Here is a 21,761-nt window from a genome sequence, read left to right as displayed (position 1 = left end):
TCCCTGTCCTCCCCGTCCGGGGTTTACCCCGCCGCTCCCACTCCCCCGGGGGCGGCGGGTTCCGTTTCATACCGGCCCGCATCCGCCGCCACCAGCCGGGCGGCGGCGGCCAGGACCGACCCGTGGAAGCCGCTTTCGCCATGGGCGGCGGCCACGGCCGGGACCCAGTCGGCAAGGTGCCGGGCGACGAAGTCGCGCTGGGCGTGGCGGTAGGGGGCGGAACCGGCAGCGCCGCCGGCTTCGTGGAAGGCCAGGAAGTGCATGAATTCCAGCGCGACCGACAGGTGGTCGAGTCCGGCGGTGCAATGCTGGGTTCCCAGGCCGAAGCAGCGATAGAACGCCGCCAGTTCGACCAGCAGGTCCGGCCGCGTCTCGGCCGGCCGATGGTCGCCCTCGTGCAGCGAGCGGCCGGGGCCGCCCCGCCCGAGGTCGAAGGCCGCCACATACTCCGCCTGCAGTTCGGCGAGGCTGCCGGCGGGGGCGGCGACGACCGCCGGCTCGCCGGTGGCCTCGGCCATGGACTCGGCCAGCGCCGCGGCGAAGCGGCCATCGGCCAGCGTTTCCCACAGGGCCTCGTCGGGATAGGCGGTCGCGGCGGCCAGCAGAGTGTAGGCGCGGCTGCGGGCGGCGGCGAGGGCCATGGTCAGCGCGAGGGGTGGGGCTGCAGGTGGCCCAGCAGGGCGCGGGCGTCGCGGCCGATCAGCAGGTCCATCAGCTCGGACGGCTCGCCCCTGCCGCGCTTCCGGCGTTCGGCGCGCAGGACGCGCAGCGCGGTGCGCACGTCCGGACCGAACAGCGATGCCAGGTAATTGTCGGGAATCCTGGCGGCGGCGCCGGCGGTGCCGTCCGGTCCCTCGACGGCGGGACCGATGAAGGGCGGGATGTAGAACACGTTGGGGCCGGTGCCGAAGCCGTCCATCAGCGGCAACGCCACCCCCCACTGCCGCACCAGCTTGTGGACCGAGGCGGCGCCGTCGTCGAGGAAGCCCACATGCATGGCCCGGCCGGTGCACTGGGCGACGCAGGCCGGGGCCAGGCCGGCCTCGAGACGGGGAAAGCAGCCGTGGCACTTGTGGGCCTTGGCCTTGGCGGCGTCGAAGAAAGTCTTGGCATAGGGGCAGGCGGCGACGCAGGCGCGACTGCCGTCGCAGCGGTCGGGGTCCAGCAGCACCAGCCCGTCCTCGGGGCGCTTGCGGATCGCCCCGGCTTCGCAGGCCTCGGCGCAGGCCGGCCGGTCGCAGTGGTTGCACATGCGCGGCAGGTAGAAGAAGTAGGTGTTGGGATAGGCGCCGGCGCCCTGGTCCTCTTCCCAGTTCGGCGCCCAATCGGCCGCCGCGCGCGGGCGGCCGCGGTCGCGCTTGCCCGAGAACAGGCGGGCGCTGTAGTCGAACTCGAAGGGGATGCCGTATTCCTCGGGCGTCGGCTCGCGCCCCGGCTTCGGCCGTCCCTTGTCGAAGCCGCCGCCGCGCCCGGCCCAGTCGCGGGGATAGCCCCTGCCCGGCACCGTCTCGACGTTCATCCAGTAGGCCGCCTCCAGGCCCGGGGCGGTGGTCCACAGCCGCTTGCAGGCGATGGTGCAGCCCTGGCAGCCGATGCATTTGTTGAGGTCGATGACGAAGGCCATCTGGCGGTGGCGGGTGGAAGAGGTCATGGCCGCACCTACAAGCCCGCCGGCACGGGGCCGGTGTAGCGCCGCACCTCGACCCGCACGTCGCGCTGGCTGCCGCCAGGGCCGTAATAATTGGGGCGGAACACCAGGTGGCCGTAATCGCCCACCAGGTGGGTGGGGGTGATGCGGATCGGGCAGACGCTCTGCGAGCCGCCCTGGATCAGGTCCTGGTACAGCTCGGGGGCGTGGTGCATGGTCACCCGGCCGGCCGGTTCGCCGGGACGCAGCTTGACCCGGCAGATCAACCGGCCGTGGTCGTTCCACAATTCGGCCCAGTCGTTGTCGGCCAGGCCGCGCTGGCGCCCGTCGGCGGGGGCCATTTCCAGCACCGGGCCGCCGCGCTGCAGCCGCAGCATCAGGTCGTTGTCCTTGAAGGTGGAATGGACGGCGTGGCGCGAATGCGGGGTGTTGAAGCGCAACGGGAACTGGTCCGAGTCCAGCGGCGGGCGATAGGCCGGCAATTCCTGGCTCAGCTCCAGGAACAGGCTGTGGTCGATGTAGAATTGCTGCCGCCCGGTCAGGGTCGGCCACGGCTTGCGGCCGTGGGTGAAGTGGCGGAACGGGGTGTAGGGAACGCCCTCCTCCATGGGCGAGGTCCAGTTCGACACCACCCGCTGGGGACCCTTGCGGCGTATGGCGTCCAGGGTCATGCCCTTGGTCTCCGGCGCATTGTCCAGGATGAACTGGGCGGCGTCCTCGTCACGGGCGAGGCGGCCGTCGGCGGTCATCTCGGCGTGCAGGCGGCCGAGGTCGCGGTGCCAGCCGAACTCGTCGTCGTGCAGCGTGGTCACGCCGCGCCGCCGTGCCGTCTCCTCCACCTTGGCGGCCAGATCGACGAAGATCCGCCAGTCCGAGCGCGCCTCGTACATGGGCGGGATGGCCGGCTCGGTCATGTGGATCCAGGTGTGTTCCTCGGTGAAGTTGAGGTCGGTCTTCTCGTACCAATGGGCCGAGGGCAGCACCACGTCCGAATAGAGCGCCGTGGTGTCCATGCGGATGTTGATGTTCACCACCAGGTCCAGCTTCGGCCACAGGGTGCGCAGCACGTCGCCCTGGCTCTTGGTCTGGTTCAGGTAGTTGCCGCGATAGCAGATGAAGACCTTGGGCGAGCGGCCGCCGCGCGGGTACAGCGGCATCTGGCCGCTGGTCAGCGAATCGCGCAGGCGGCGGGGGATGTCCATGCCCTCGATGCCGTCCCGGGCCTCGGCATGCAGGTAGGTCCAGATGGTGGTCTGGCAGAACCGCTGGCGGGAGACGCCGCGGGGGAAGGCCAGGGCGTTGATGCCGGCCGAGGGCACCGGCTTCCATTGCCCGACGTAGTGGTTCACGCCGCCGCCGTGGCGGCCGACATTGCCGGTCAGGGCCATCAGCAGGTGCAGCGCGCGGAACAGCACGTCGCTGTGGAACCAGTGATTGATGCCGGCGCCGGTGATGATGGTGGCCGGCCGGGTGGCGGCCAGCTCGCGGGCCAGGGCGGTGATGGTGGCCGCCGGTATCCCGGTGATCCGCGCCGCCTTGCGCGGGGAATGATCGGCCAGGGTCCGGCGCAGCAGCTCCAGGACCGGGCGCACCTCGACGTCGCCGCCGTCCCTGGTGCGGACGCGGAAGCTGCCCTCCAGGGCCGGGCGGAGATCGCCCAGGGCCAGCGTTCCCTCGGGAAACGACAGCGTGTCGCGGCCGAGATAGGCATGGCGCGGGGCGGCCCGGGTGTCGGGCTGGTCGGCCCAGCAACCGCGCATGGCCACCGGCCGGCCGCTGGCCTGGTCATGGGCGAAGAAGCGGTCCTCGGCCCCGCCCTCGACCAGGTCGGCCTCGCGCAGGAAGCGCCTGGTGTCGCTGCGCACCAGCAGCGGAAGGTCGGTCTGCTCGGCGACGAAGGCGGCATCGAACAGCCGCTCCTCGACGATCACATGGGCCAGGGCCAGCGCCAGGGCGGCGTCGGTTCCCGGCCTGGGATGCAGCCACTGGTCGGACTTGGCGGCGCTGCTGCTGTAATCGGGGGCGATGGTCACCACCCGCGTGCCGTTGAGGGCCGCCTCGGTCAGGTAATGGCTGTCGGGAATGCGGGTCTGCACCGGGTTGGCGCCCCACAGCAGGATCAGCCGGGCGTTGAACCAGTCCGAGGTCTCGGCGGCATCGCACTGCACCCCCAGGGTCTGGGTCTGGCCGGGCGCATGGTCGCCGTACCAGTCGAAGAAGGTATGGGCATGGGCGCCGGTCAGATGGGCGAAGCGGTGGCCGGCGGCATAGGACACCGGCGCCACCGCCGGGGCCGGCGAGAACACGCTGACGCTGTCGGGGCCGTGGCGGACCATGGCATCGACCACCCGGTCGGCGATCAGTTGCAGCGCCTCGTCCCAACTGGCCCGCCGCCATTTGCCGTCGCCGCGCTCGCCCATGCGGATCAGCGGGTGTTTCAGCCGGTACGGGCCGTACATGTAGTCGATGGCGCAGCTGCCCTTGGCGCAGCCGCGCGGATTGGGGTCGGGAAGGCCGGGTAGCGCCGGCAGATCGCCCGATTGCTCGTCGCGCAGGACGATGCCGTCGCGGCTGTAGACCCAGTGCGGGCAGCCGCCGGTGCAGCCGACCAGATGGGCGCCGCGGGTGCGCCGGTCCCATGTCCAGCCGCGCCGGACCAGGTCCTGCCAGCCGGGATAATCCGGCCTGATGGCGGGATCGGCGGCCAGGCTGCGCAGCGACAGGCCGCTGCCGAGCACCGGAGCCGCGGCGATTGCGGCCACGCCCTTCAGGAATTTACGCCTATTCGGTGCGCCCATGGGGCGACCTCCTTCCCGAGCCGGCACCGTCGCCGGGGGGCGGCCGATTGAACGTTTCGTTCAGTCCGCTCCGTGGCCGATGTGAACGTTTCATTCAATCGACCTCTCGTCCCGGGGCGGCACCAGGCCGAATTCGCGGATACGCCGCTCCAGGCGCGGACGCGAAATGCCGAGGATGTCGCAGGTCTTGCCCTTGTGCCAGTTGGTGCCGGTCAGCACGCGCTGGATGTGCTGGCGCTCCAGCTCGCGCAGGGAACACAGGGGGCGGTCGCATTCGTATTCGAACAGCGCCTTGGGGGCCTTGGGAAGCTGGCGGATCTCGAGCGGCAGGCTGTCCACGGTCAGGGCATCGCCGCGCTCCAGCACCGCCGACTTCATCAGCACGTTCTCCAATTCGCGGACATTGCCCGGCCAGTCGTAGGACAGCAGGCATTCCATGGCCTCGCTCGACACCCGGCGGATGGTCTTGCGCAGGTCCTTGTTGATCTTCCTGAGCAGGAAGTCCACCAGCAGCGGAACGTCGCAGGCGCGGGTGCGCAGCGGCGGCAGCATGATGGTGGCGACGTTGAGGCGGTAGTACAGGTCTTCGCGGAACTGGCCGCTGGCCACGCGCTCGCGCAGGTCGACGTTGGTGGCGGTGATGAAGCGGGCCTTGCTCCGCTTGACCTGGGTGCTGCCGACCGGGCTGTACTCGCGCTCCTCGAGGATGCGCAGCAGCTTGGACTGCATGCGCGGCGACAGCTCGGCGATCTCGTCGAGGAACAGGGTGCCTTCGCCGACCTGCTCGACCTTGCCTTTGTGGGCGGTGACGGCACCGGTGAAGGCGCCGCGCTCGTGGCCGAACATCTCGCTTTCCAGCAGGGTCTCGACCAGGGCGGCGCAATTGACGGCGACGAAGGGGTGATGGCGGTCTGGGCTGGCATTGTGGACGGCGCGGGCCACCAGCTCCTTGCCGGTACCCGATTCGCCCAGCACCAGCACGGTGATGCGGCTTTGCGCCACCAGGCCGATGCTCTTGAACACCTGCTTCATGCCGGTGGACTGGCCGACGATCTGGGTGGTGACGCCGCCCGGCGGGCCGATGACCAGGCCTTCTTCCTGCGAATCGTGGCTGAGAGCGCGCTCGATGGCGGCGTTCAGCTCGTCCAGGTCGATGGGCTTGGCGACGTAGTCCACCGCGCCGCCCTGCATGGCCGCCACCGTGGTCTCGAAATCGTGGAAGGCGGTGATCATGATGACCGGAAGGGTGGGCCGCCCGGCCTTGATCTCGGACAGCAGCCACATGCCGTCGCGGCCGGGCAGGCGCACGTCGGACACCACCACGTCCACGTCGGGACCGGCGGCCAGATCGACCGCCTCTTCCGCCGTATAGCCCAGCGTGACCCGGTGGCCGCTCTGCTGGAAGTGGTGATTGAGCGTGCGGCAGATCGCGCGGTCGTCATCGACAAGCAGGATGTGCGCCATGGTCCTTCCCGGAAATCAGTGGCCGGCCGATGTCCTGCAAAACCTCGGCCATGCCCATGGCCATGATAGCATGAGCCTTGCATCGATGTGGCCTCGAAGACCGGACCCGCGCGCGAAAGGGGGGCGCCGCCGGAATGAAGATCTCAAGGAAGATATTCGCCATCACGTTCCTCATCTCCAGCATCGCCATCGCCGGCATGGCGACGCTGACGCTGGCGCGCACCAACGCCACCCTGCACGATCTGGCCCGGCAGCGTCTGCAGGAAAGCGTCAGCCGCGAGGCCCGCATCATCAGCACCCTGTTCGACGTGGTGAAAAGCGACCTGCGGATGCTGGCCGAGCAGGCCGGGCGCGGAATCGACCCGCGGAGCGGGGCGGGCCAGGCCGAGGTGACCGAGGCGGTGGCCATGCTGATGCGCAAGCAGCCGGCCTACGTCACCGCCGAGGTGCGGGTGGCCGGGCCCGATGGCCGGGTCCTGGCCTTCGAGCAGGCGGATCTGGGGGTGCGTCCGGTGCCCACGGCCAACCTGAACGCCGGAAGCTTGCGGGAGCTGGCGCGCGGACTGTGGCCCGGCAACGTGCATTTCTCGCAGCTGATCGAGCGCAACGGCCCCGATGCCTATCGTCCCCGCATCCGGGTCATCCAGGCCGCCACCGCCATCGCCCCGCGCGAGGACGGGCGCGGCGGCGGCCTTTTCGTGGTCGCCATCGATTTCGACGCGCTGATCACCGGCTTCGGCCGGCCGCGCAACGACATCGCGTTCTTTCTCGGCGACCGCGACGGCCGCTACATCTACCGTCCCTCGGTCCTGCAGGGGGAAGGAGACGTCGCCCGCAGCAACGATCTGGTCGCCGAGTTCGGCCTGGGCGAGCGCTGGCGGCGCTGGCTGGGCGGCGGCGACCCGCAGCTGCGCTTCGACGATGCCGGGCGGAAGCTGTCGGTGGCGGTGGAACGGGTGCTGCTGGCCGATCCCCTGGCAGAGGACGGAACCCAGGTCATCGCCGTCGGCGGCATGGCTTCGCTGGCCGACATCGAGGCGGAGATCCGCGCCTACCGCACCCAGCTGGTGGGGGCCGCCCTGGGCGTCGGTGCCCTGGTGGCGCTGGCGCTGGCGCTGGCGACCAACCACCTGACGCGGCCGATCCAGGACCTCACCCAGGTGGCCGACCGCATCGCCGCCGGCGAACGCAACCTCACCTCGGCGTCGGTCGGCCGCCGTGACGAGTTCGGGGTCCTGGCCCGCGCCATCATGCGCATGCTCGATGCCCTGCGCGATTCGGCCAAGAACGAGGAGCAGGCCGCCATGGGCCGCATGGCCACCATGATCGCCCATGACGTGCGCAACGCGCTGTCCTCGGTGAAGATGAACGTGAAGATCCTGCACACCCACCATACCCGGGGGCAGGACAAGCTGGCCGAGGGCTGCGAGATCGCCCTCGAGCAGATCGGCTACATGGAGAACATCCTCACCGACATGCTGGATTTCGCGCGGCCCAACGGCCTGGTGATGGACTGGGTGGATTTGGACGAGGCCATCCGCATCGCCACGCTGTCCATGCTGCCGGACATTTCCGAGAAGTCCATCGTCCTGTGCCAATCGCACGAGCGCCTGCCCAAGGTGTTCGGCGACCGCACCCGGCTGATCCAGGTGTTCCAGAACCTGATGGCCAACGCCATCCAGGCCATGGGCGAGGGCGGCCATCTCAGCATCGACGCCTCATCGACGTTGCACCGGTCGCGCCCGGCGGTCGAGGTGGCGATCACCGATAACGGACCCGGAATATCCGAGGACGTTCTGGCCAAGGTGTTCGAGCCGTTCTTCACCACCCGCACCAAGGGCACGGGCCTGGGCCTGACCATCGTGCGCCGCATCGTGGTCGATCACGGCGGCGACATCCGCCTCGAAGCCGGCGCCGAGGGCGGCACCGTCGCCCGCGTCATCCTGCCGCTGTCGCCGGCCGACTGGGAGGATGAGCAATAGGGGCGGAGCGGCGATCCGCCACCACCCAGCAAAAACCCCCGGGAAGCCTGGCTTCCCGGGGGTCTTGTCCACCAAAATCTTGGTGGGCGCTGTAGGATTCGAACCTACGGCCCGCTGATTAAGAGTCAGCTGCTCTACCAACTGAGCTAAGCGCCCTCAGGGTCATCCGGGTCTCCCCGGCTGAGAGGCCGGCTTTATAGTCGGATAGGCCTGGGCTGGCAAGGGGAAAAATCGTGGCGCCGGGGCGGGGCGGCGGGGAGGGCGGGCTTGGCGTTCGGTTGCAGCGGGGTTACAAAAGGGGCCGCATCCGGGAAACAACCCGATCCGCCACCAAGGGGGACCCGTCCGATGAGCTCCGACACCGTCAAGTACCTGCTGCCCGAGGATCAGTTGCCCAAGGCCTGGTACAACCTGGCCGCCGATCTGCCGGCACCGCCGCCGCCGCCCTTGCATCCGGGCACCGGCCAGCCCTGCGGCCCCGACGACCTCGCCCCCATCTTCCCGATGGCGGTGATCGCCCAGGAGATGACGTCCGAGCGCTGGGTCGACATCCCCGAGCCGGTGCGCCAGATCTACCGTCTGTGGCGGCCCAGCCCGCTGGTCCGCGCCCGCGGGCTGGAGAAGGCGCTGGACACCCCGGCGCGCATCTACTTCAAGTACGAGGGCGTCTCGCCGGCCGGCAGCCACAAGCCCAACACCGCGGTGCCGCAGGCCTTCTACAACAAGCAGGAAGGGGTGAAGCGGCTGTCCACCGAGACCGGGGCGGGGCAGTGGGGCTCGTCCCTGGCCTTCGCCGGCTCGCTGTTCGGGCTCGAGGTCGAGGTCTTCATGGTCAAGATCTCGTACAACCAGAAACCCTATCGCCGCGCCCTGATGGAGACCTACGGCGCCCGATGCGTCGCCTCGCCGTCGACTTTGACCAACGCCGGGCGCACCATCCTGGAGAAGGACCCCGACAGCAACGGCTCGCTGGGCATCGCCATCTCCGAGGCGGTCGAGGTCGCCGCCACCCGCGACGACACCAAATACGCCCTGGGCAGCGTGCTCAACCACGTCTGCCTGCACCAGACGGTGATCGGCGAGGAGGCCATGGCCCAGATGGCCATGGCCAACGACGCCCCCGACGTGGTCATCGCCTGCACCGGCGGCGGCTCCAACTTCGCCGGCCTGGCCTTCCCCTATATCCGCGAGAAGCTGAAGGGCCAGCAGGTGCGGGTGGTGGCGGTCGAGCCGTCGTCGTGCCCGACCCTGACCAAGGGCACCTACGCCTACGATTTCGGCGACACCGGCCACCTGACGCCGCTGGTCAAGATGCACACCCTGGGATCGACCTTCATGCCGCCGGGCTCCCATGCCGGCGGCCTCAGGTACCACGGCATGGCGCCCATGGTCAGCCACGTCAAGGAACTGGGCCTGATCGAGGCCCGCTCCTACGCCCAGACCGAGTGCTTCAAGGCGGCGGTGGCCTTCGCCCGCGCCGAGGGCATCGTGCCGGCCCCCGAATCCTCGCATGCGGTCAAGGCGGCGGTGGACGAGGCGCTGGCCGCCAAGGCCGAGGGCAAGGCCCGCTCGATCCTGTTCAACCTGTCGGGCCACGGCCATTTCGACATGCAGGCCTATACCGACTATTTCGGCGGCAAGCTGCAGGACCTGGATTACGGCGAGGCCGACCTGCAGACCGCCCTGGCGGCGCTGCCCAAGGTGTGAGGTGTTGGCGCGGCCGGTGCCGCGCGGCCATTGTCGCTGCGGGCCGGGTTCCCGGGAACCCGGTCCGACGCCTCATTCGGGCCTCACCCTGAGGAGGCCGCGCCAGCGGCCGTCTCGAAGGGCCTGGCCCGTCGCACCCTCGCTCCCCCGTCGCACGTCCTTGGCCCGCCTCGTCCTTCGAGACGCGTCCCGGACGGGCCGCTCCTCAGGATGAGGCTACTGTTGGAGCGGATGGGAAAGGAACCGGACGGCGCCGGAGTTGACTCGGGCATCCGCGCGGCCGCCCGCTTCACGCAGGCGGATTGCCCTCTTTCGCCTGCTCCCTCAACTGGCGGCGGAAGTCCGGGCTGTCCTGGTAGCCGTGGACCTTGACGCCGTGCTCGACCGCGGCCTCCACCAGTTCATCCTCGTTGTCGGCGGACAGCGCTACCGAGCATTGCGATCCGGGATAGTCGCGGCAGTCGATATATTTGCGCGCCATGGAACCCTCCGGGGTGGCGGAATTGTGCAGGTTCTGTCTGCCCCTCGCCGGGCGCAAACCTATGGTTTGCGTGTCACATGGGGCCTGACGGCGACGGCGCAAGGCGTGCGTCGGCCAATATCACACCCACAGCGCCTCGAATTCCAGCAGCACCGGCACCAGGCCGGCCTCGCCGGTCACCGCCGCGGCCTCGCCCGGACTCATCCAGCGCCGCTGGCGCTGGCGGCGTTCCGGCCAATTATCCAGTTCGTGCTGGACCTCAAGCAGGAAGACCACCACCTCGGTGGGGACCTCGCGGCCGCTGCGCAGGCGCTTGAGGCTGGGGAAGGCACACAGCGGCCGTTCCACGATGCGGCCGATCAGCCCGGCCTCCTCATAGGCCTCGACCTCGGCCACCTGATGCGGCTTCAGGCGCTTCTCGGGCTGGCCCTTGGGCAGGATCCAGCGCCTGGTCTCGCGCGAGGTGACCAGCGCCACCATGGGCTGGCCATCGACCACACGGTAGGGAAACGCCGCGAACTGGAGACGGGTCTTGGGGCTGGGCATGTCCCTGGCGCGCGGTCCATGGTTTAGAACCAATGGAATGTGACAGTACTGTGACGGGAGTCAAGGATTCCAGTGACGGAACCTCGGGTCACGGAACCTCGCCGGCCCGTTCGGACTGGCGCAACAGATCGGCGAGCCCGGGCTCGGCGGCGGCGACCGTCGCGTGATGGCCCTTCATCGCCGCCACCAGTGCCCCGTTCCGCTCGAGCAGGCGGTCGGCGAAGCCGATCATGCGGCTGTTGGGCCAACTGCGCGGACGGATGCGGCGCAGCTCGGCGAAGGCGGCCTCCTCCTGCCCCGGGTTGCTCTGCGCCATCAATATGACCGCGGTGGCGGTGGAGCGGGAGATGCCCATGTGGCAGTGGATCAGCAGGTGGTCTATGCCGGAGGTCTGCGCGCCGAAGGCCAGGATGGCCGACACGTCGGCCGCCTGCGGCGCCACCATCTCGTCCTTCTCGGCGACGATGTCGTGGTAGCGCCAGACCGTGCGGCGGTGGGGCGGATAGGCGCGGAAATCGTCGGGATCGGGATGGTCGGGATCAAGGATGGTGAGGACGTGGGTGATCCCGGCCTCGCCGTGCAGGCACAATTCGGTCAGGCCGCAGATGGTGATCTTGTAGGGGACCATGGACACTTCGCCGCTCCGTGTTGGATCCTGGCGCGCAGGCTAAAGCATGGCGCCGCCGCGTGCATCACCCGATCGCTGCGCGTGGCCGCGGCCGCCTATCCGGCCATCCCGTCGCGCATCTTCGCCGCCTCGTCGACCCAGTGGCGCAGGGACGGGTCGTCGCTGCCGCCCCAGCGGGTCCGCACCTGGTCCAGCGCCCGCCTGGCGCCGTCGCCGTCGTCCAGGTTGAGGCGCGCCACCGCCAGCTTGACGTGGGCGGCGGCGAGGATGTGCTGCACCTTGGCCGGTTCGTCGCCCAGCGCCTGGGCGATGGCGAAGGCGAGCCCCTCGGCCGCCCCTTCGTGGTCGCCCTGGCCGCCCAGCAGCATCGCCGCCTCGTAGGCGGCAAGGATGCGCAGCTCGCGGTATTCCTGGTCGTCGAAGCCGCGGATGCGGGCCAGCAGGCCGTCCAGCGCCTCCAGCGCGTCGGGCTCGCGGTCGAGATCGACCAGCGCCATGGCGCGGCCCAGCATGGCGCGGCTGACCGCGAAATGGGCGACGGGGTGGTCGGCGGTCTCGAAATGCGAGACGATCAGGTCCAGCATTTCCAGTGCCGCGTCGCCGGCGCCGGCGCGGCGCAACTGCAGTCCCTGTTCCAGCGCCGCCTCAAGCATGGCGACTTCATTGACCGGCTCGCTCATCCGGGCCTCCATCAGAAAACCGTAAAGTACTCCATAGCATGCCCCCCGGCCGATGGATAGGCCGCCATCGGTCCACGATCCTGTTGACAAGCCTGGGCGACTCATACTTCCTATGGTGTGTGTGGGCGGCCAGCCTCCCGCCCGGATTCCCCTTGTTTCGGCCCGCGATTGAACCGGCTCGCGAAGGCGGGGCGCCATCGGGCGTGAACCCGGGGCAGGGCGCCCGTTTACCGATTGCGAGTGGCGACAGGCATGGACAACAACAGGGTCATCATCTTCGACACCACGTTGCGCGACGGCGAGCAGTCGCCCGGCGCCTCCATGAACCTGGAGGAGAAGGTCAAGATCGCCCTGGTGCTGGAAGAGATGGGCGTCGACGTCATCGAGGCCGGGTTCCCCATCGCCTCCAACGGCGACTTCGAGGCGGTCAACGCGGTGGCCAGGCGGGTCAAGACCGCCACAATCGCCGGCCTCGCCCGCGCCACCAAGGGCGACATCGAACGCTGCCACCAGGCGGTCAGGGACGCGCCCCGGCACCGCATCCACACCTTCCTGTCCACCAGCCCGCTGCACATGAAATACAAGCTGCAGATGGAGCCCGAGGCGGTGCTGCAGAAGGTGAAGGATTCGGTTAGCTTCGCCCGCACCCTGGTGGACGACGTGGAATGGTCGGCCGAGGACGGCTCGCGCACCGAGCACGACTTCCTGTGCCGTTGCGTCGAGGCCGCCATCGATGCCGGGGCGCGCACCATCAACATTCCCGACACCGTCGGCTATGCGGTGCCCGACGAATACGCGGCGCTGATCGCCATGCTGGTCAACCGGGTGCCCAACATCGACAAGGCGATCCTGTCGGTGCATTGCCACAACGACCTCGGCCTGGCGGTGGCCAATTCGCTGGCCGCGGTGGCCGCCGGCGCCCGCCAGATCGAATGCACCGTCAACGGCCTGGGCGAGCGCGCCGGCAACGCCGCCATGGAAGAGATCGTGATGAGCCTGCGGACGCGCCCCGACCGCATGCCCTTCACCACCGGTATCAAGACCGAGCAGATCACCCGGGCCTCGCGCCTGGTCTCGGCGGTGACCGGCTTCGTGGTGCAGCCCAACAAGGCCATCGTCGGCAAGAACGCCTTCGCCCACGAATCGGGCATCCACCAGGACGGCGTGCTGAAATGCGCCCAGACCTACGAGATCATGACACCTGAATCGGTCGGGCTGACCCGCTCCAACCTGGTGATGGGCAAGCATTCGGGCCGCGCCGCCTTCAGGGACAAGCTGAAGCATCTGGGCTACGACCTGGCCGATTCCGCCGTCGAGGACGCCTTCGTCCGCTTCAAGGACCTCGCCGACCGCAAAAAGGACATATTCGACGAAGATATCGTCGCTCTGATCGACGAAGCTGTGTACCGCGAGAACGACCGCATCCGCTTCCACGGGCTGGAGGTTCTGTGCGGCACCCGCCACAACCCGCCCAAGGCGGAACTGGACCTGGAGATCGACGGCGTGGTGCGAAACGTGAAGGCCACCGGCGACGGCCCCGTCGACGCCACCTTCAATGCCATCAAGGCGCTGGTCCCGCACGAGGCGCGGCTGCTGTTGTACCAGGTGCATGCGGTGACCCAGGGCACCGATGCCCAGGCCGAGGTAACGGTTCGTTTGGAAGAAGATGGCAAGACTGTCAACGGGCAGGGTGCGGACACCGACACCATGGTGGCTTCGGCCCGCGCATATGTGAATGCCCTGAACAAACTTTTGGTGAAGCGGCAAAAAACCGCTCCGGCAGCGCTGACGGCCTGATATAAAGCGGGCAAGCGCCCCTTACGGCAACGAGAGACCTTTCGAGCGAGGGATTATGTTTTCGAAACTGACGGGTTGGATGTCGGCCGACATGGCGATCGATCTGGGGACCGCCAATACTCTGGTCTACGTCAAGGGCCGCGGCATCGTCCTGAACGAACCGTCGGTGGTCGCCATCGCCGAGGAGAAGGGCAAGAAGAAGGTGCTCGCCGTCGGCGACGAGGCCAAGATGATGCTGGGGCGCACCCCCGGCTACATCCAGGCCATCCGCCCCTTGCGCGACGGCGTCATCGCCGACTTCGAAGTCGCCGAGGAGATGATCAAGCACTTCATCCGCAAGGTGCACAACCGCCGTTCCTTCGCCAGCCCGCTGGTGATCGTCTGCGTCCCCTCGGGCTCGACCGCGGTGGAACGCCGCGCCATTCAGGAATCGGCGGAAAGCGCCGGCGCCCGCCGGGTGTTCCTGATCGAGGAGCCGATGGCGGCGGCCATCGGCGCCGGCCTGCCGGTCACCGAGCCGACCGGCTCCATGGTGGTCGATATCGGCGGTGGTACCACCGAGGTGGCTGTTCTTTCGCTGGGCGGCATCGTCTATTCTCGCAGCGTGCGCGTCGGCGGCGACAAGATGGACGAAGCCATCATCGCCTATATCCGGCGCAACCATAACCTGCTGATCGGCGAAGGCTCGGCCGAGCGCATCAAGAAGGAGATCGGCTCCGCCTGCCCGCCCGAGGACGGCGAGGGCCGCACCATGGAGATCAAGGGTCGCGACCTGATGAACGGCGTGCCGAAGGAACTCATCGTCTCCGAACGCCAGATCGCCGAGAGCCTGGCCGAGCCGGTCGGTGCCATCATCGAGGCGGTCAAGGTGGCGCTCGAGCACACCGCGCCGGAACTGGCCGCCGACATCGTCGACAAGGGCATCGTGCTCACCGGCGGCGGCGCCCTGCTCTCCAACCTGGATTACGTGCTGCGCCACGCCACCGGCCTGCCGGTGTCCATCGCCGACGACCCGCTGTCCTGCGTGGCGCTGGGGACCGGGCGCGCGCTGGAGGAGATGCCCAAGCTGAAGAACGTGCTGACCAGCATGTACTAGTATTGGTGCGTCCAGATGTTGTAGGTTTGCCCAGCGCGGCCCGCCAGGGGTTTGGCGGTGCCGCGGCAATTCGGGAACGGAGGGGGCCTTCGTGAAACAGTCCGGTGCGGTCGGACGTTTTGCCACGCTGCGGCTGCTGGCCCAGCGTTTCGCCTTCGTCTCCCTGGTGGTGGCCGCGGTCGCCCTGATGATCGTCGGCAAGGCCGACGTGCTGCTGGTCGAGCGCACCCGGACCCTGGTGGCCGACGCGCTGGCCCCCGTCCTCGACGTCATGAGCCGTCCCGCCGCCTCCATCGCCGAGGTGGTGGACAGCGTGCGTGAGCTGGCCTCCCTGCGCGCCGAGAACGTCCGCCTCAGGGCCGAGAACGCGCGGCTGATGCACTGGCAGACGGTGGCCCGCCGGCTGGAGGCCGAGACGTCGGTGCTGCACGACCAGCTGAACGTCATTCCCGATCCCGACCCGTCCTTCGTCACCGCCCGGGTGATCGGCGACGTCGGCTCGGCCTTCGGCCATTCCATGCTGCTGGGCGCCGGCAACCGCGACGGGGTGCGCAAGGGCCTGGCGGTGCTGTCGGGCGAGGTGCTGGTCGGTCACGTCGCCGAGGTGGGCGAGCGCTCCTCGCGCCTGCTGCTCCTGACCGACATCAATGCCCGCATCCCGGTGATGCTGGAGGCGTCGCGCACCCGCGCAATCCTGGCCGGCGACAACCGCGAGAGGCCCAAGCTCAACTACCTTGCCGGTGCGCCGGTCGCGGCGGGCGACCGGGTGGTGACCTCGTCCTCGGGCGCGGCGTTCCCCCCCGGCATCCCCATCGGCGTGGTCGGCTCCGTCACCGACGGCATCATCCGCGTCGAGCCCTTCGTGCGGCGCCATGAACTGGAGTTCGTCACCGTGGTCGATTACGGCCTGGGCGGCATCCTGCCCTTCGACAAGCCTCCGGTCCCCGAGCGCCGCCGTCGCGGCGCCCCCGTTGCCGCTGCCGCCGGGGCCGAGAATTGATGAAGCCCTCGGTCTGGGTTCGCCTGGATGCCTGGGTGCGCCATCTGGTGCCGTTCGGCGTCACTTTGGTGCTGCTGCTGCTGACCGCGGTGCCCACCCACCTGCCCGGCTTCGGCGCGGTGGCGCCGATGCTGCCGCTGATGGGGGTCTATTACTGGGCCATCTACCGGCCCGACCTGCTGCCGGCGTGGGCGGCGTTCCTGATCGGGCTGCTTTACGACGTCATCGCCGGCACGCCGCTGGGCGCGGTGGCGCTGGTGCTGCTGCTGGTCCAGGGTGTGGCCGCCAGCCAGCGCAAGTTCTTCCTGGGCAAGTCGTTCATCGTCACCTGGTGGGCCTTCGGGCTGCTGGCGGGGGGCGCCACCGGACTGACCTGGGTCCTGGTCACCGTGCTGAACGGGCGGGCGGCGGATGCCGGCCCGGTGATCTTCGAATACCTGCTCATGCTGGCCCTGTTCCCGCTGATGACGTGGACCCTGGCGCGCACGCAGATGGCCTTCCTGAAGGACGTCTGAGGCCCGCATGTACCACGACAACGACCGCTCCAAGACCTTCAGCCGCCGCGCCATGATGCTGGCCGGCGGCAAGGCGGCGCTGGTCAGCGCGCTGGCCGGGCGCATGTACTACCTGCAGGTGGTGGAAAGCGACAAGTACACCATGCTGGCCGAGGACAACCGGGTCAGCTTGCGCCTGCTGGCGCCGCCGCGCGGTCCCATCCTCGACCGCAACGGCATCGCCATGGCGATCAACCAGCACAATTACCGGGTGCTGGTGGTGGCCGAGGCGAGCCCGTCGCTGGACTACACCCTGGATGCCCTGTCCCGGATCATCACCCTGACCGACCACGACCGCGCCCGCATCCACAAGGAGACGCGGCGGCGGCGCTCGTTCGTGCCGATCACCGTGCGCGAGAACCTGTCGTGGGAGGATGTGGCCCGCATCGAGGTCAACGCCCCCGATTTGCCCGGGGTGCTGATCGACGTCGGCCAAAGCCGGTTCTATCCGCTGGAAAGCCTGGGCGCCCACATCCTGGGCTACGTGGCGGCGGTGTCCGAGGCCGACCTGACCAACGATCCGCTTGAGGAACTGCCCGGCTTCCGGGTCGGCAAGGCCGGCGTCGAGAAGATCTACGACCTGGCCCTGCGCGGCGCCGGCGGCACCAGTTCGGTGGAGGTCAACGCGGTCGGCCGCGTCATCCGCGAGTTGGAGCGCAGGGAGGGCGAGCCCGGAGTGGACCTGACGCTCACCCTCGACATCCGGCTGCAGGAATACGCCGCCCAGCGCCTGGGCGACGAATCGGCGGCGGCGGTGGTGATGGACATCCATAGCGGCGAGGTCATCGTGATGGCCTCGACGCCGTCCTTCGACCCCAATGCCTTCAACCGCGGCCTGACCCCCGACGAGTGGAAGGACCTCATCAACAATCCACGCGCGCCGCTGCAGAACAAGGCCATCTCGGGGACCTTCGCGCCGGGCTCCACCTTCAAGCTGATCGTCGCCCTGGCGGCGCTGGAAAGCGGCCAGATCAACCCGGCGCAGACGGTGTTCTGCAAGGGCCACACCGAAATGGGCTCGATCAAGTTCCATTGCTGGAAGAAGGGCGGCCACGGTTCGGTCGACCTGATCGCCGGCATCAAACATTCCTGCGACGTCTATTTCTACGAAGTGGCCCGGCGCGTCGGCATCGACAAGATCGCCGAGGTGGCGCGCCGCTTCGGGCTGGGGGTGCCCACCGGCATCGACCTGCCCAACGAGCGCAACGGCCTGATGCCCGACCGCGACTGGAAGCGCAAGGCGCTGAAGCAGCCCTGGCATCCCGGCGAGACCCTGATCAACGGCATCGGCCAGGGCTATTGCCTGGCGACGCCGCTGCAACTGGCGACCATGACCGCCCGCATCGCCAATGGCGGGCTGGCGGTGGTGCCCCATGTCGCCCGCGATCACATCGACGGCAAGGACGCCACTTCGCGTTCGGCGCCCAACTGGCCGTCCTGCGGGGTGCAGCAGAAGAACCTGGCGCTGATCCGCAAGGGCATGAACGCCGTCTCCAACGAACCCGGCGGCACCGCCTTCCGCGCCCGCATCGACCAGGAGGGGATGTGGCTGTCGGGCAAGACCGGCACCGCACAGGTGCGGCGCATCACCATGCGCGAGCGCGAGACCGGGGTGAAGAAGAACGAGGAATTGCCGTGGAAGGAACGCGACCACGCGCTGTTCGTCGCCTATGCTCCCGAGGAGAATCCCCGCTTCGCCATCGCCGTGGTGGTCGAGCACGGCGGCGGCGGCTCGGCGGTGGCCGCGCCCATCGCCCGCGACATCATGATTGAAGTGCAGAAGCGCGAGCGCGCCCGGGTTGCCGGCAGCGCCGGAGGCCGGGAGGGATGATGCGACCCACGCAACGCCTGTCGTCGCGCCTGAACCGCACCGAGATGAACTGGCGCGAGAAGCTCTGGCACATCAACTGGACGCTCATCGCGCTGCTCGCCGCCATTGCGTCGGTCGGCTTCCTCAACCTCTATTCCGCCGCCGGCGGCTCGCTGGAGCCTTGGGCGGTCAAGCAGATGATCCGCTTCGGCTTAGGGATCTGCATCCTGATCGGCGTGGCGGTGATCGACCTGCGGGTGTGGATGCGCCATGCCTATCTGCTGTACCTGGTCTCGATGGTTCTGCTGGTGCTGGTCGAGGTGAAGGGCACCATCGGCATGGGCGCCCAGCGCTGGATCGATCTCGGCTTCATCCAGCTGCAGCCGTCCGAGATCATGAAGATCGCGCTGATCCTGTCGCTGGCCCGCTATTTCCACGGCGCCACCTTGCAGGATGTCGGGCGGCCGGTCTTCCTGCTGCCGCCGCTGGCCATGGTGCTGGCGCCGGTGGGCCTGGTGCTGAAGCAGCCCGATCTGGGCACCGCCATGATGCTGCTGATGAGTTCGGGCGCCATCTTCTTCATGGCCGGCGTGCGGCTGTGGAAGTTCGGCGTGCTGATCGGCGCCGGCCTGGGCGCCATCCCGGTGGCCTGGCAGTTCCTGCACGATTACCAGAAGAAGCGGGTGATGATCTTTCTCAGCCCGGATTCCGATCCGCTGGGGGCCGGCTATCACATCACCCAGTCGAAGATCGCGCTGGGCTCGGGCGGGGTGTTCGGCAAGGGCTACATGATGGGCACCCAGTCCGGCCTGAACTTCCTGCCCGAGAAGCAGACCGACTTCATCTTCACCATGTTCGCCGAGGAATGGGGCATGATGGGGGGGCTGTTCCTGCTGGGCCTCTACGTGCTGCTGATCGCCTACGGCTACGCCATCGCGCTGCGCTGCCGCAGCCAGTTCGGCCGCCTGGTCGGGCTGGGCATCACCACCACCTTCTTCCTGTATTTCTTCATCAACACGGCCATGGTGATGGGGCTGGTGCCGGTGGTGGGGGTGCCGCTGCCGCTGATTTCCTACGGCGGCACCGCCATGCTGTCACTGCTGTTCGGCTGGGGCCTGGTGATGAGCACCTACATCCACCGCGACCACCCCATCGGCCGGCGCGGCTCCTACGAGGACTGAACGCCGCCCGAGCCGAGATCCATCTCGGCCATCAGCCAGTGGTCGAGATCCTGGCCCGGCGGCCGGCCGGAATTCTCCCAGATGAAATAGGCGCGCTGGCGGATGTGCTCGATGTCGCCGCCGGCCAGTTCGGCCGAGACCTGGCGGTTGATGTCGATCAGCGTCGTCACCGTGTCGTCGCCGCAGCCGCGGCCCATCTTGCGCGCGGTGGCCAGGGCGTAATCGGCGAGGCGGCGGCTGGGCACCCGCCAGTTCTCGCGGTCGGCCACCGCCCGGAGGGTCTGCCACACCGCGCGGTTGCGCTCGAGGGCGCGCAGGAAGGTATCGGCATCGGCCGCCCGGTCGAGCTGGTGGGCGGCCTCGTGAAGCGCGAGAGCACTGCTCTCGGCGAGGCTCAAGCTGCTGTCCAAGCGGGCCATGACGTTCTCCTGCGTCGGTTTAGGCTGTTCGTCCGCCACCATTCCGACCGTCGGGCATGGTATGGATGCGACGAATGGTGCGCAACGGTCCAACGGTTATTGTTTTCTGAAGGCCTGGTGGGAAAAACGTAATAAGTCCAAATGGATATGGCGCTGTCATGGAAGCGTCGCGATGGTTTGGCGCAACATCTCCACCATATGGGGCGGCGGGACGCGGTAAGGAGGCCCGATCATGGATGCATACCGTTTGGAGAGTGATTCGTCAGGCGAAGTGCGGGTTGCGGCCGATCGCCTGTGGGGGGCGCAGACCCAGCGCAGCCTGGAGAACTTCCCGATCGGCGAGCACACCCTGCCGGCGCCTCTGATCCGCGCGCTGGGCCTGGTCAAGCAGGCGGCGGCGCTGGCCAACCGCCGGCTCGGGCGCCTCGATTCGAATCTTGCCGATACCATCGCCGCCGCCGCCGCCGAGGTGGCGGATCTGCGGCTGTCGGCCCATTTCCCGCTGGTGCCGTGGCAGACCGGCTCGGGCACCCAGAGCAACATGAACGCCAACGAGGTGATCGCCAACCGCGCCAACCAGATGCTGGGGGCGGCGCCGGGAGCCAAGGCGCCGGTCCATCCCAACGATCACGTCAACATGGGCCAGTCGTCCAACGACAGCTTCCCCACCGCCATGCACGTTTCCGCCGCCGAGCAGATCCACCACCGCCTGCTGCCTGTCCTCGACCGCCTGGGCCGTTCCCTGACGGTCAAGGCGGCGGAGTTCGCGGGGCTGGTCAAGATCGGCCGCACCCATCTGCAGGACGCGGTTCCGCTCAGTCTGGGCGACGAGGTCGGGGCCTGGGCCACCCAGGTGCGGGCGGGCCGCGCCCGCATCGCCGCCGCCGCCGTCGAGCTTCTCGACGTGGCCCAGGGCGGCACCGCGGTGGGAACCGGGCTCAACACCGCCCCCGGCTTCGACGTCGCCTTCGCCGAGGAGCTGTCCGGCCTCACCGGATTGGCCTTCCGCCCCGCCGACGACAAGTTCGCCGTTCTGGCCGCCCATGACGCGCTGGTGGCGGTGTCGGGAACACTCAACACCCTGGCGGTGGCGCTGACCAAGATCGCCGGCGACGTGCGCCTGCTGGCCTCGGGGCCGCGCAGCGGGCTGGGCGAACTGGTGCTGCCGGCCAACGAGCCGGGCTCGTCGATCATGCCGGGCAAGGTCAACCCGACCCAGGCCGAGGCGCTGGCCATGGTGTGCTGCCAGGTGATGGGCAATCACGTCGCCATCACCGTGGCCGGGTCCCAGGGCCAGTTGCAGCTCAACGTCTCGAAGCCGGTGATTGCGGTCAATCTGCTGGGATCGGTGCGGTTGCTGGCCGATGCCTGCGACAGCTTCGCCGCCCGCTGCATCGACGGCATGGCCGCCGATGCCCGGCGGCTGGAAGAGGCGGTCGAGCGGTCGCTGATGCTGGTCACCGCGCTGGCCCCCCGCATCGGCTATGACCGGGCCGCCGCCATCGCCAAGAAGGCTCACGCCGAAGGCACCTCGCTGCGTCAGGCGGCGACCGCGTCAGGCATCGACGCCGCCGATTTCGACGCCTGGGTCAGGCCCGAGGACATGCTGGGGCCGAAATGACGTTGACGCCGGTGGCTCAAGGCTGCCAATTGCCGGGACGGAGGAGTTTGATGACCATTCCCGGCAGCGAGATCAGGAAGCGCTCAATCACCATTGCCGGCCACGCCACCAGCGTGTCGCTGGAGGAGGCGTTCTGGGAGGAACTGAAGGGTGTGGCCGAGGCGCGCGGCACTTCGCTCAACCGGCTGATCGAGGACATCGACCGCAGCCGCCGGGGCAACCTGTCCTCGGCGATCCGGGTGTTCGTGCTGGCGCAGCTGCGCGGGAAATAGAACGCCGAGCTATATATTTGCGCCATCCCCACTTTCGTCATGCCCGGACTTGATCCACGGCTGTCCGGTTTAATTTT

19 protein-coding genes and 1 tRNA gene are annotated in these 21,761 nt (G+C 68.7%); 10 read left to right on the top strand and 10 right to left on the bottom strand.

What is annotated here, in order from left to right:
• Positions 1 to 23 precede the first annotated feature (23 nt).
• The 4 genes from MTBUT4_RS08250 to MTBUT4_RS08235 all read right to left on the bottom strand — a co-directional run bounded on the left by MTBUT4_RS08250 (position 24) and on the right by MTBUT4_RS08235 (position 5,910).
• On the bottom strand, positions 24 to 641 hold the full coding sequence (locus MTBUT4_RS08250; protein ID WP_173979200.1) for a molecular chaperone TorD family protein: 618 nt from the start codon (positions 639 to 641) through the stop codon (positions 24 to 26).
• A gap of 2 nt (positions 642 to 643) precedes the next feature.
• Complete coding sequence (locus MTBUT4_RS08245; protein ID WP_173979199.1) at positions 644 to 1,651, bottom strand: 4Fe-4S dicluster domain-containing protein; 1,008 nt, start codon at positions 1,649 to 1,651, stop codon at positions 644 to 646.
• Positions 1,652 to 1,659: 8 nt separating this feature from the next.
• Positions 1,660 to 4,446 (bottom strand): molybdopterin-dependent oxidoreductase, encoded by a 2,787-nt coding sequence (locus tag MTBUT4_RS08240; protein ID WP_173979198.1) that lies wholly within the window; start codon positions 4,444 to 4,446, stop codon positions 1,660 to 1,662.
• Between the two features lie 90 nt (positions 4,447 to 4,536).
• A complete protein-coding gene (locus MTBUT4_RS08235; protein WP_173979197.1) occupies positions 4,537 to 5,910 on the bottom strand; it encodes a sigma-54 dependent transcriptional regulator in 1,374 nt (457 codons plus the stop codon).
• Positions 5,911 to 6,044: 134 nt separating this feature from the next.
• On the opposite strand from MTBUT4_RS08235, the gene MTBUT4_RS08230 reads away from it, so the two are divergent.
• On the top strand, positions 6,045 to 7,892 hold the full coding sequence (locus MTBUT4_RS08230; RefSeq protein ID WP_173979196.1) for an ATP-binding protein: 1,848 nt from the start codon (positions 6,045 to 6,047) through the stop codon (positions 7,890 to 7,892).
• An 80-nt stretch (positions 7,893 to 7,972) separates the two neighbouring features.
• Here the strand turns inward: MTBUT4_RS08230 and MTBUT4_RS08225 are convergent.
• A tRNA-Lys gene (locus MTBUT4_RS08225) sits at positions 7,973 to 8,048 on the bottom strand.
• A gap of 192 nt (positions 8,049 to 8,240) precedes the next feature.
• Here MTBUT4_RS08225 and MTBUT4_RS08220 point away from each other — a divergent pair.
• Entirely contained in the window at positions 8,241 to 9,599 is a 1,359-nt protein-coding gene (locus tag MTBUT4_RS08220; protein ID WP_173979195.1) for a TrpB-like pyridoxal phosphate-dependent enzyme, read from the top strand.
• Positions 9,600 to 9,888: 289 nt separating this feature from the next.
• Here the strand turns inward: MTBUT4_RS08220 and MTBUT4_RS08215 are convergent, their stop codons facing one another.
• From MTBUT4_RS08215 to MTBUT4_RS08200, 4 genes are all read right to left on the bottom strand, one after another.
• The gene (locus tag MTBUT4_RS08215; protein ID WP_173979194.1) at positions 9,889 to 10,080 is read right to left on the bottom strand and encodes a DUF1059 domain-containing protein; all 192 of its coding nucleotides are present in this window, start codon (positions 10,078 to 10,080) and stop codon (positions 9,889 to 9,891) included.
• Between the two features lie 120 nt (positions 10,081 to 10,200).
• Complete coding sequence (locus MTBUT4_RS08210) at positions 10,201 to 10,626, bottom strand: NUDIX hydrolase (protein WP_173979193.1); 426 nt, start codon at positions 10,624 to 10,626, stop codon at positions 10,201 to 10,203.
• Between the two features lie 88 nt (positions 10,627 to 10,714).
• Positions 10,715 to 11,254, bottom strand: coding sequence for a tyrosine phosphatase family protein (locus MTBUT4_RS08205; protein ID WP_173979192.1), 540 nt, complete (start codon positions 11,252 to 11,254; stop codon positions 10,715 to 10,717).
• A 95-nt stretch (positions 11,255 to 11,349) separates the two neighbouring features.
• Positions 11,350 to 11,934: a hypothetical protein gene (locus MTBUT4_RS08200; protein WP_173979191.1), complete on the bottom strand. Its 585-nt coding sequence runs from the start codon at positions 11,932 to 11,934 to the stop codon at positions 11,350 to 11,352.
• Positions 11,935 to 12,186: 252 nt separating this feature from the next.
• On the opposite strand from MTBUT4_RS08200, the gene MTBUT4_RS08195 reads away from it, so the two are divergent.
• From MTBUT4_RS08195 to rodA, 6 genes are all read left to right on the top strand, one after another.
• Complete coding sequence (locus MTBUT4_RS08195) at positions 12,187 to 13,731, top strand: 2-isopropylmalate synthase (RefSeq protein WP_173979190.1); 1,545 nt, start codon at positions 12,187 to 12,189, stop codon at positions 13,729 to 13,731.
• Positions 13,732 to 13,786: 55 nt separating this feature from the next.
• Positions 13,787 to 14,827, top strand: a complete 1,041-nt coding sequence (locus MTBUT4_RS08190; RefSeq protein ID WP_173979189.1) for a rod shape-determining protein — start codon at positions 13,787 to 13,789, stop codon at positions 14,825 to 14,827.
• A gap of 91 nt (positions 14,828 to 14,918) precedes the next feature.
• Positions 14,919 to 15,827 (top strand): rod shape-determining protein MreC, encoded by a 909-nt coding sequence (mreC, locus tag MTBUT4_RS08185; protein WP_173979188.1) that lies wholly within the window; start codon positions 14,919 to 14,921, stop codon positions 15,825 to 15,827.
• Positions 15,827 to 16,342 (top strand): rod shape-determining protein MreD, encoded by a 516-nt coding sequence (mreD, locus tag MTBUT4_RS08180; RefSeq protein ID WP_173979187.1) that lies wholly within the window; start codon positions 15,827 to 15,829, stop codon positions 16,340 to 16,342. The genes mreC and mreD overlap by 1 nt, the downstream gene beginning before the upstream one ends.
• 7 nt (positions 16,343 to 16,349) lie before the next feature.
• Positions 16,350 to 18,212 (top strand): penicillin-binding protein 2, encoded by a 1,863-nt coding sequence (mrdA, locus tag MTBUT4_RS08175; protein WP_173979186.1) that lies wholly within the window; start codon positions 16,350 to 16,352, stop codon positions 18,210 to 18,212.
• Complete coding sequence (gene rodA / locus MTBUT4_RS08170; protein ID WP_173979185.1) at positions 18,209 to 19,372, top strand: rod shape-determining protein RodA; 1,164 nt, start codon at positions 18,209 to 18,211, stop codon at positions 19,370 to 19,372. The genes mrdA and rodA overlap by 4 nt, the downstream gene beginning before the upstream one ends.
• Here the strand turns inward: rodA and MTBUT4_RS08165 are convergent.
• The gene (locus MTBUT4_RS08165; protein WP_173979184.1) at positions 19,360 to 19,791 is read right to left on the bottom strand and encodes a DUF2934 domain-containing protein; all 432 of its coding nucleotides are present in this window, start codon (positions 19,789 to 19,791) and stop codon (positions 19,360 to 19,362) included. The two genes, rodA and MTBUT4_RS08165, sit on opposite strands and share 13 nt — an antisense overlap.
• Before the next feature lie 232 nt (positions 19,792 to 20,023).
• On the opposite strand from MTBUT4_RS08165, the gene MTBUT4_RS08160 reads away from it, so the two are divergent.
• On the top strand, positions 20,024 to 21,412 hold the full coding sequence (locus MTBUT4_RS08160; RefSeq protein WP_173979183.1) for a lyase family protein: 1,389 nt from the start codon (positions 20,024 to 20,026) through the stop codon (positions 21,410 to 21,412).
• A 50-nt stretch (positions 21,413 to 21,462) separates the two neighbouring features.
• Positions 21,463 to 21,684, top strand: a complete 222-nt coding sequence (locus MTBUT4_RS08155) for a ribbon-helix-helix domain-containing protein (protein WP_173979182.1) — start codon at positions 21,463 to 21,465, stop codon at positions 21,682 to 21,684.
• The last annotated feature ends 77 nt before the right edge of the window (positions 21,685 to 21,761 follow it).

The organism is Magnetospirillum sp. UT-4 (assembly GCF_902729435.1).
Classification (GTDB): Bacteria; Pseudomonadota; Alphaproteobacteria; order Rhodospirillales; family Magnetospirillaceae; genus Magnetospirillum.
This window is presented reverse-complemented; position numbering and strand designations above follow the sequence as displayed.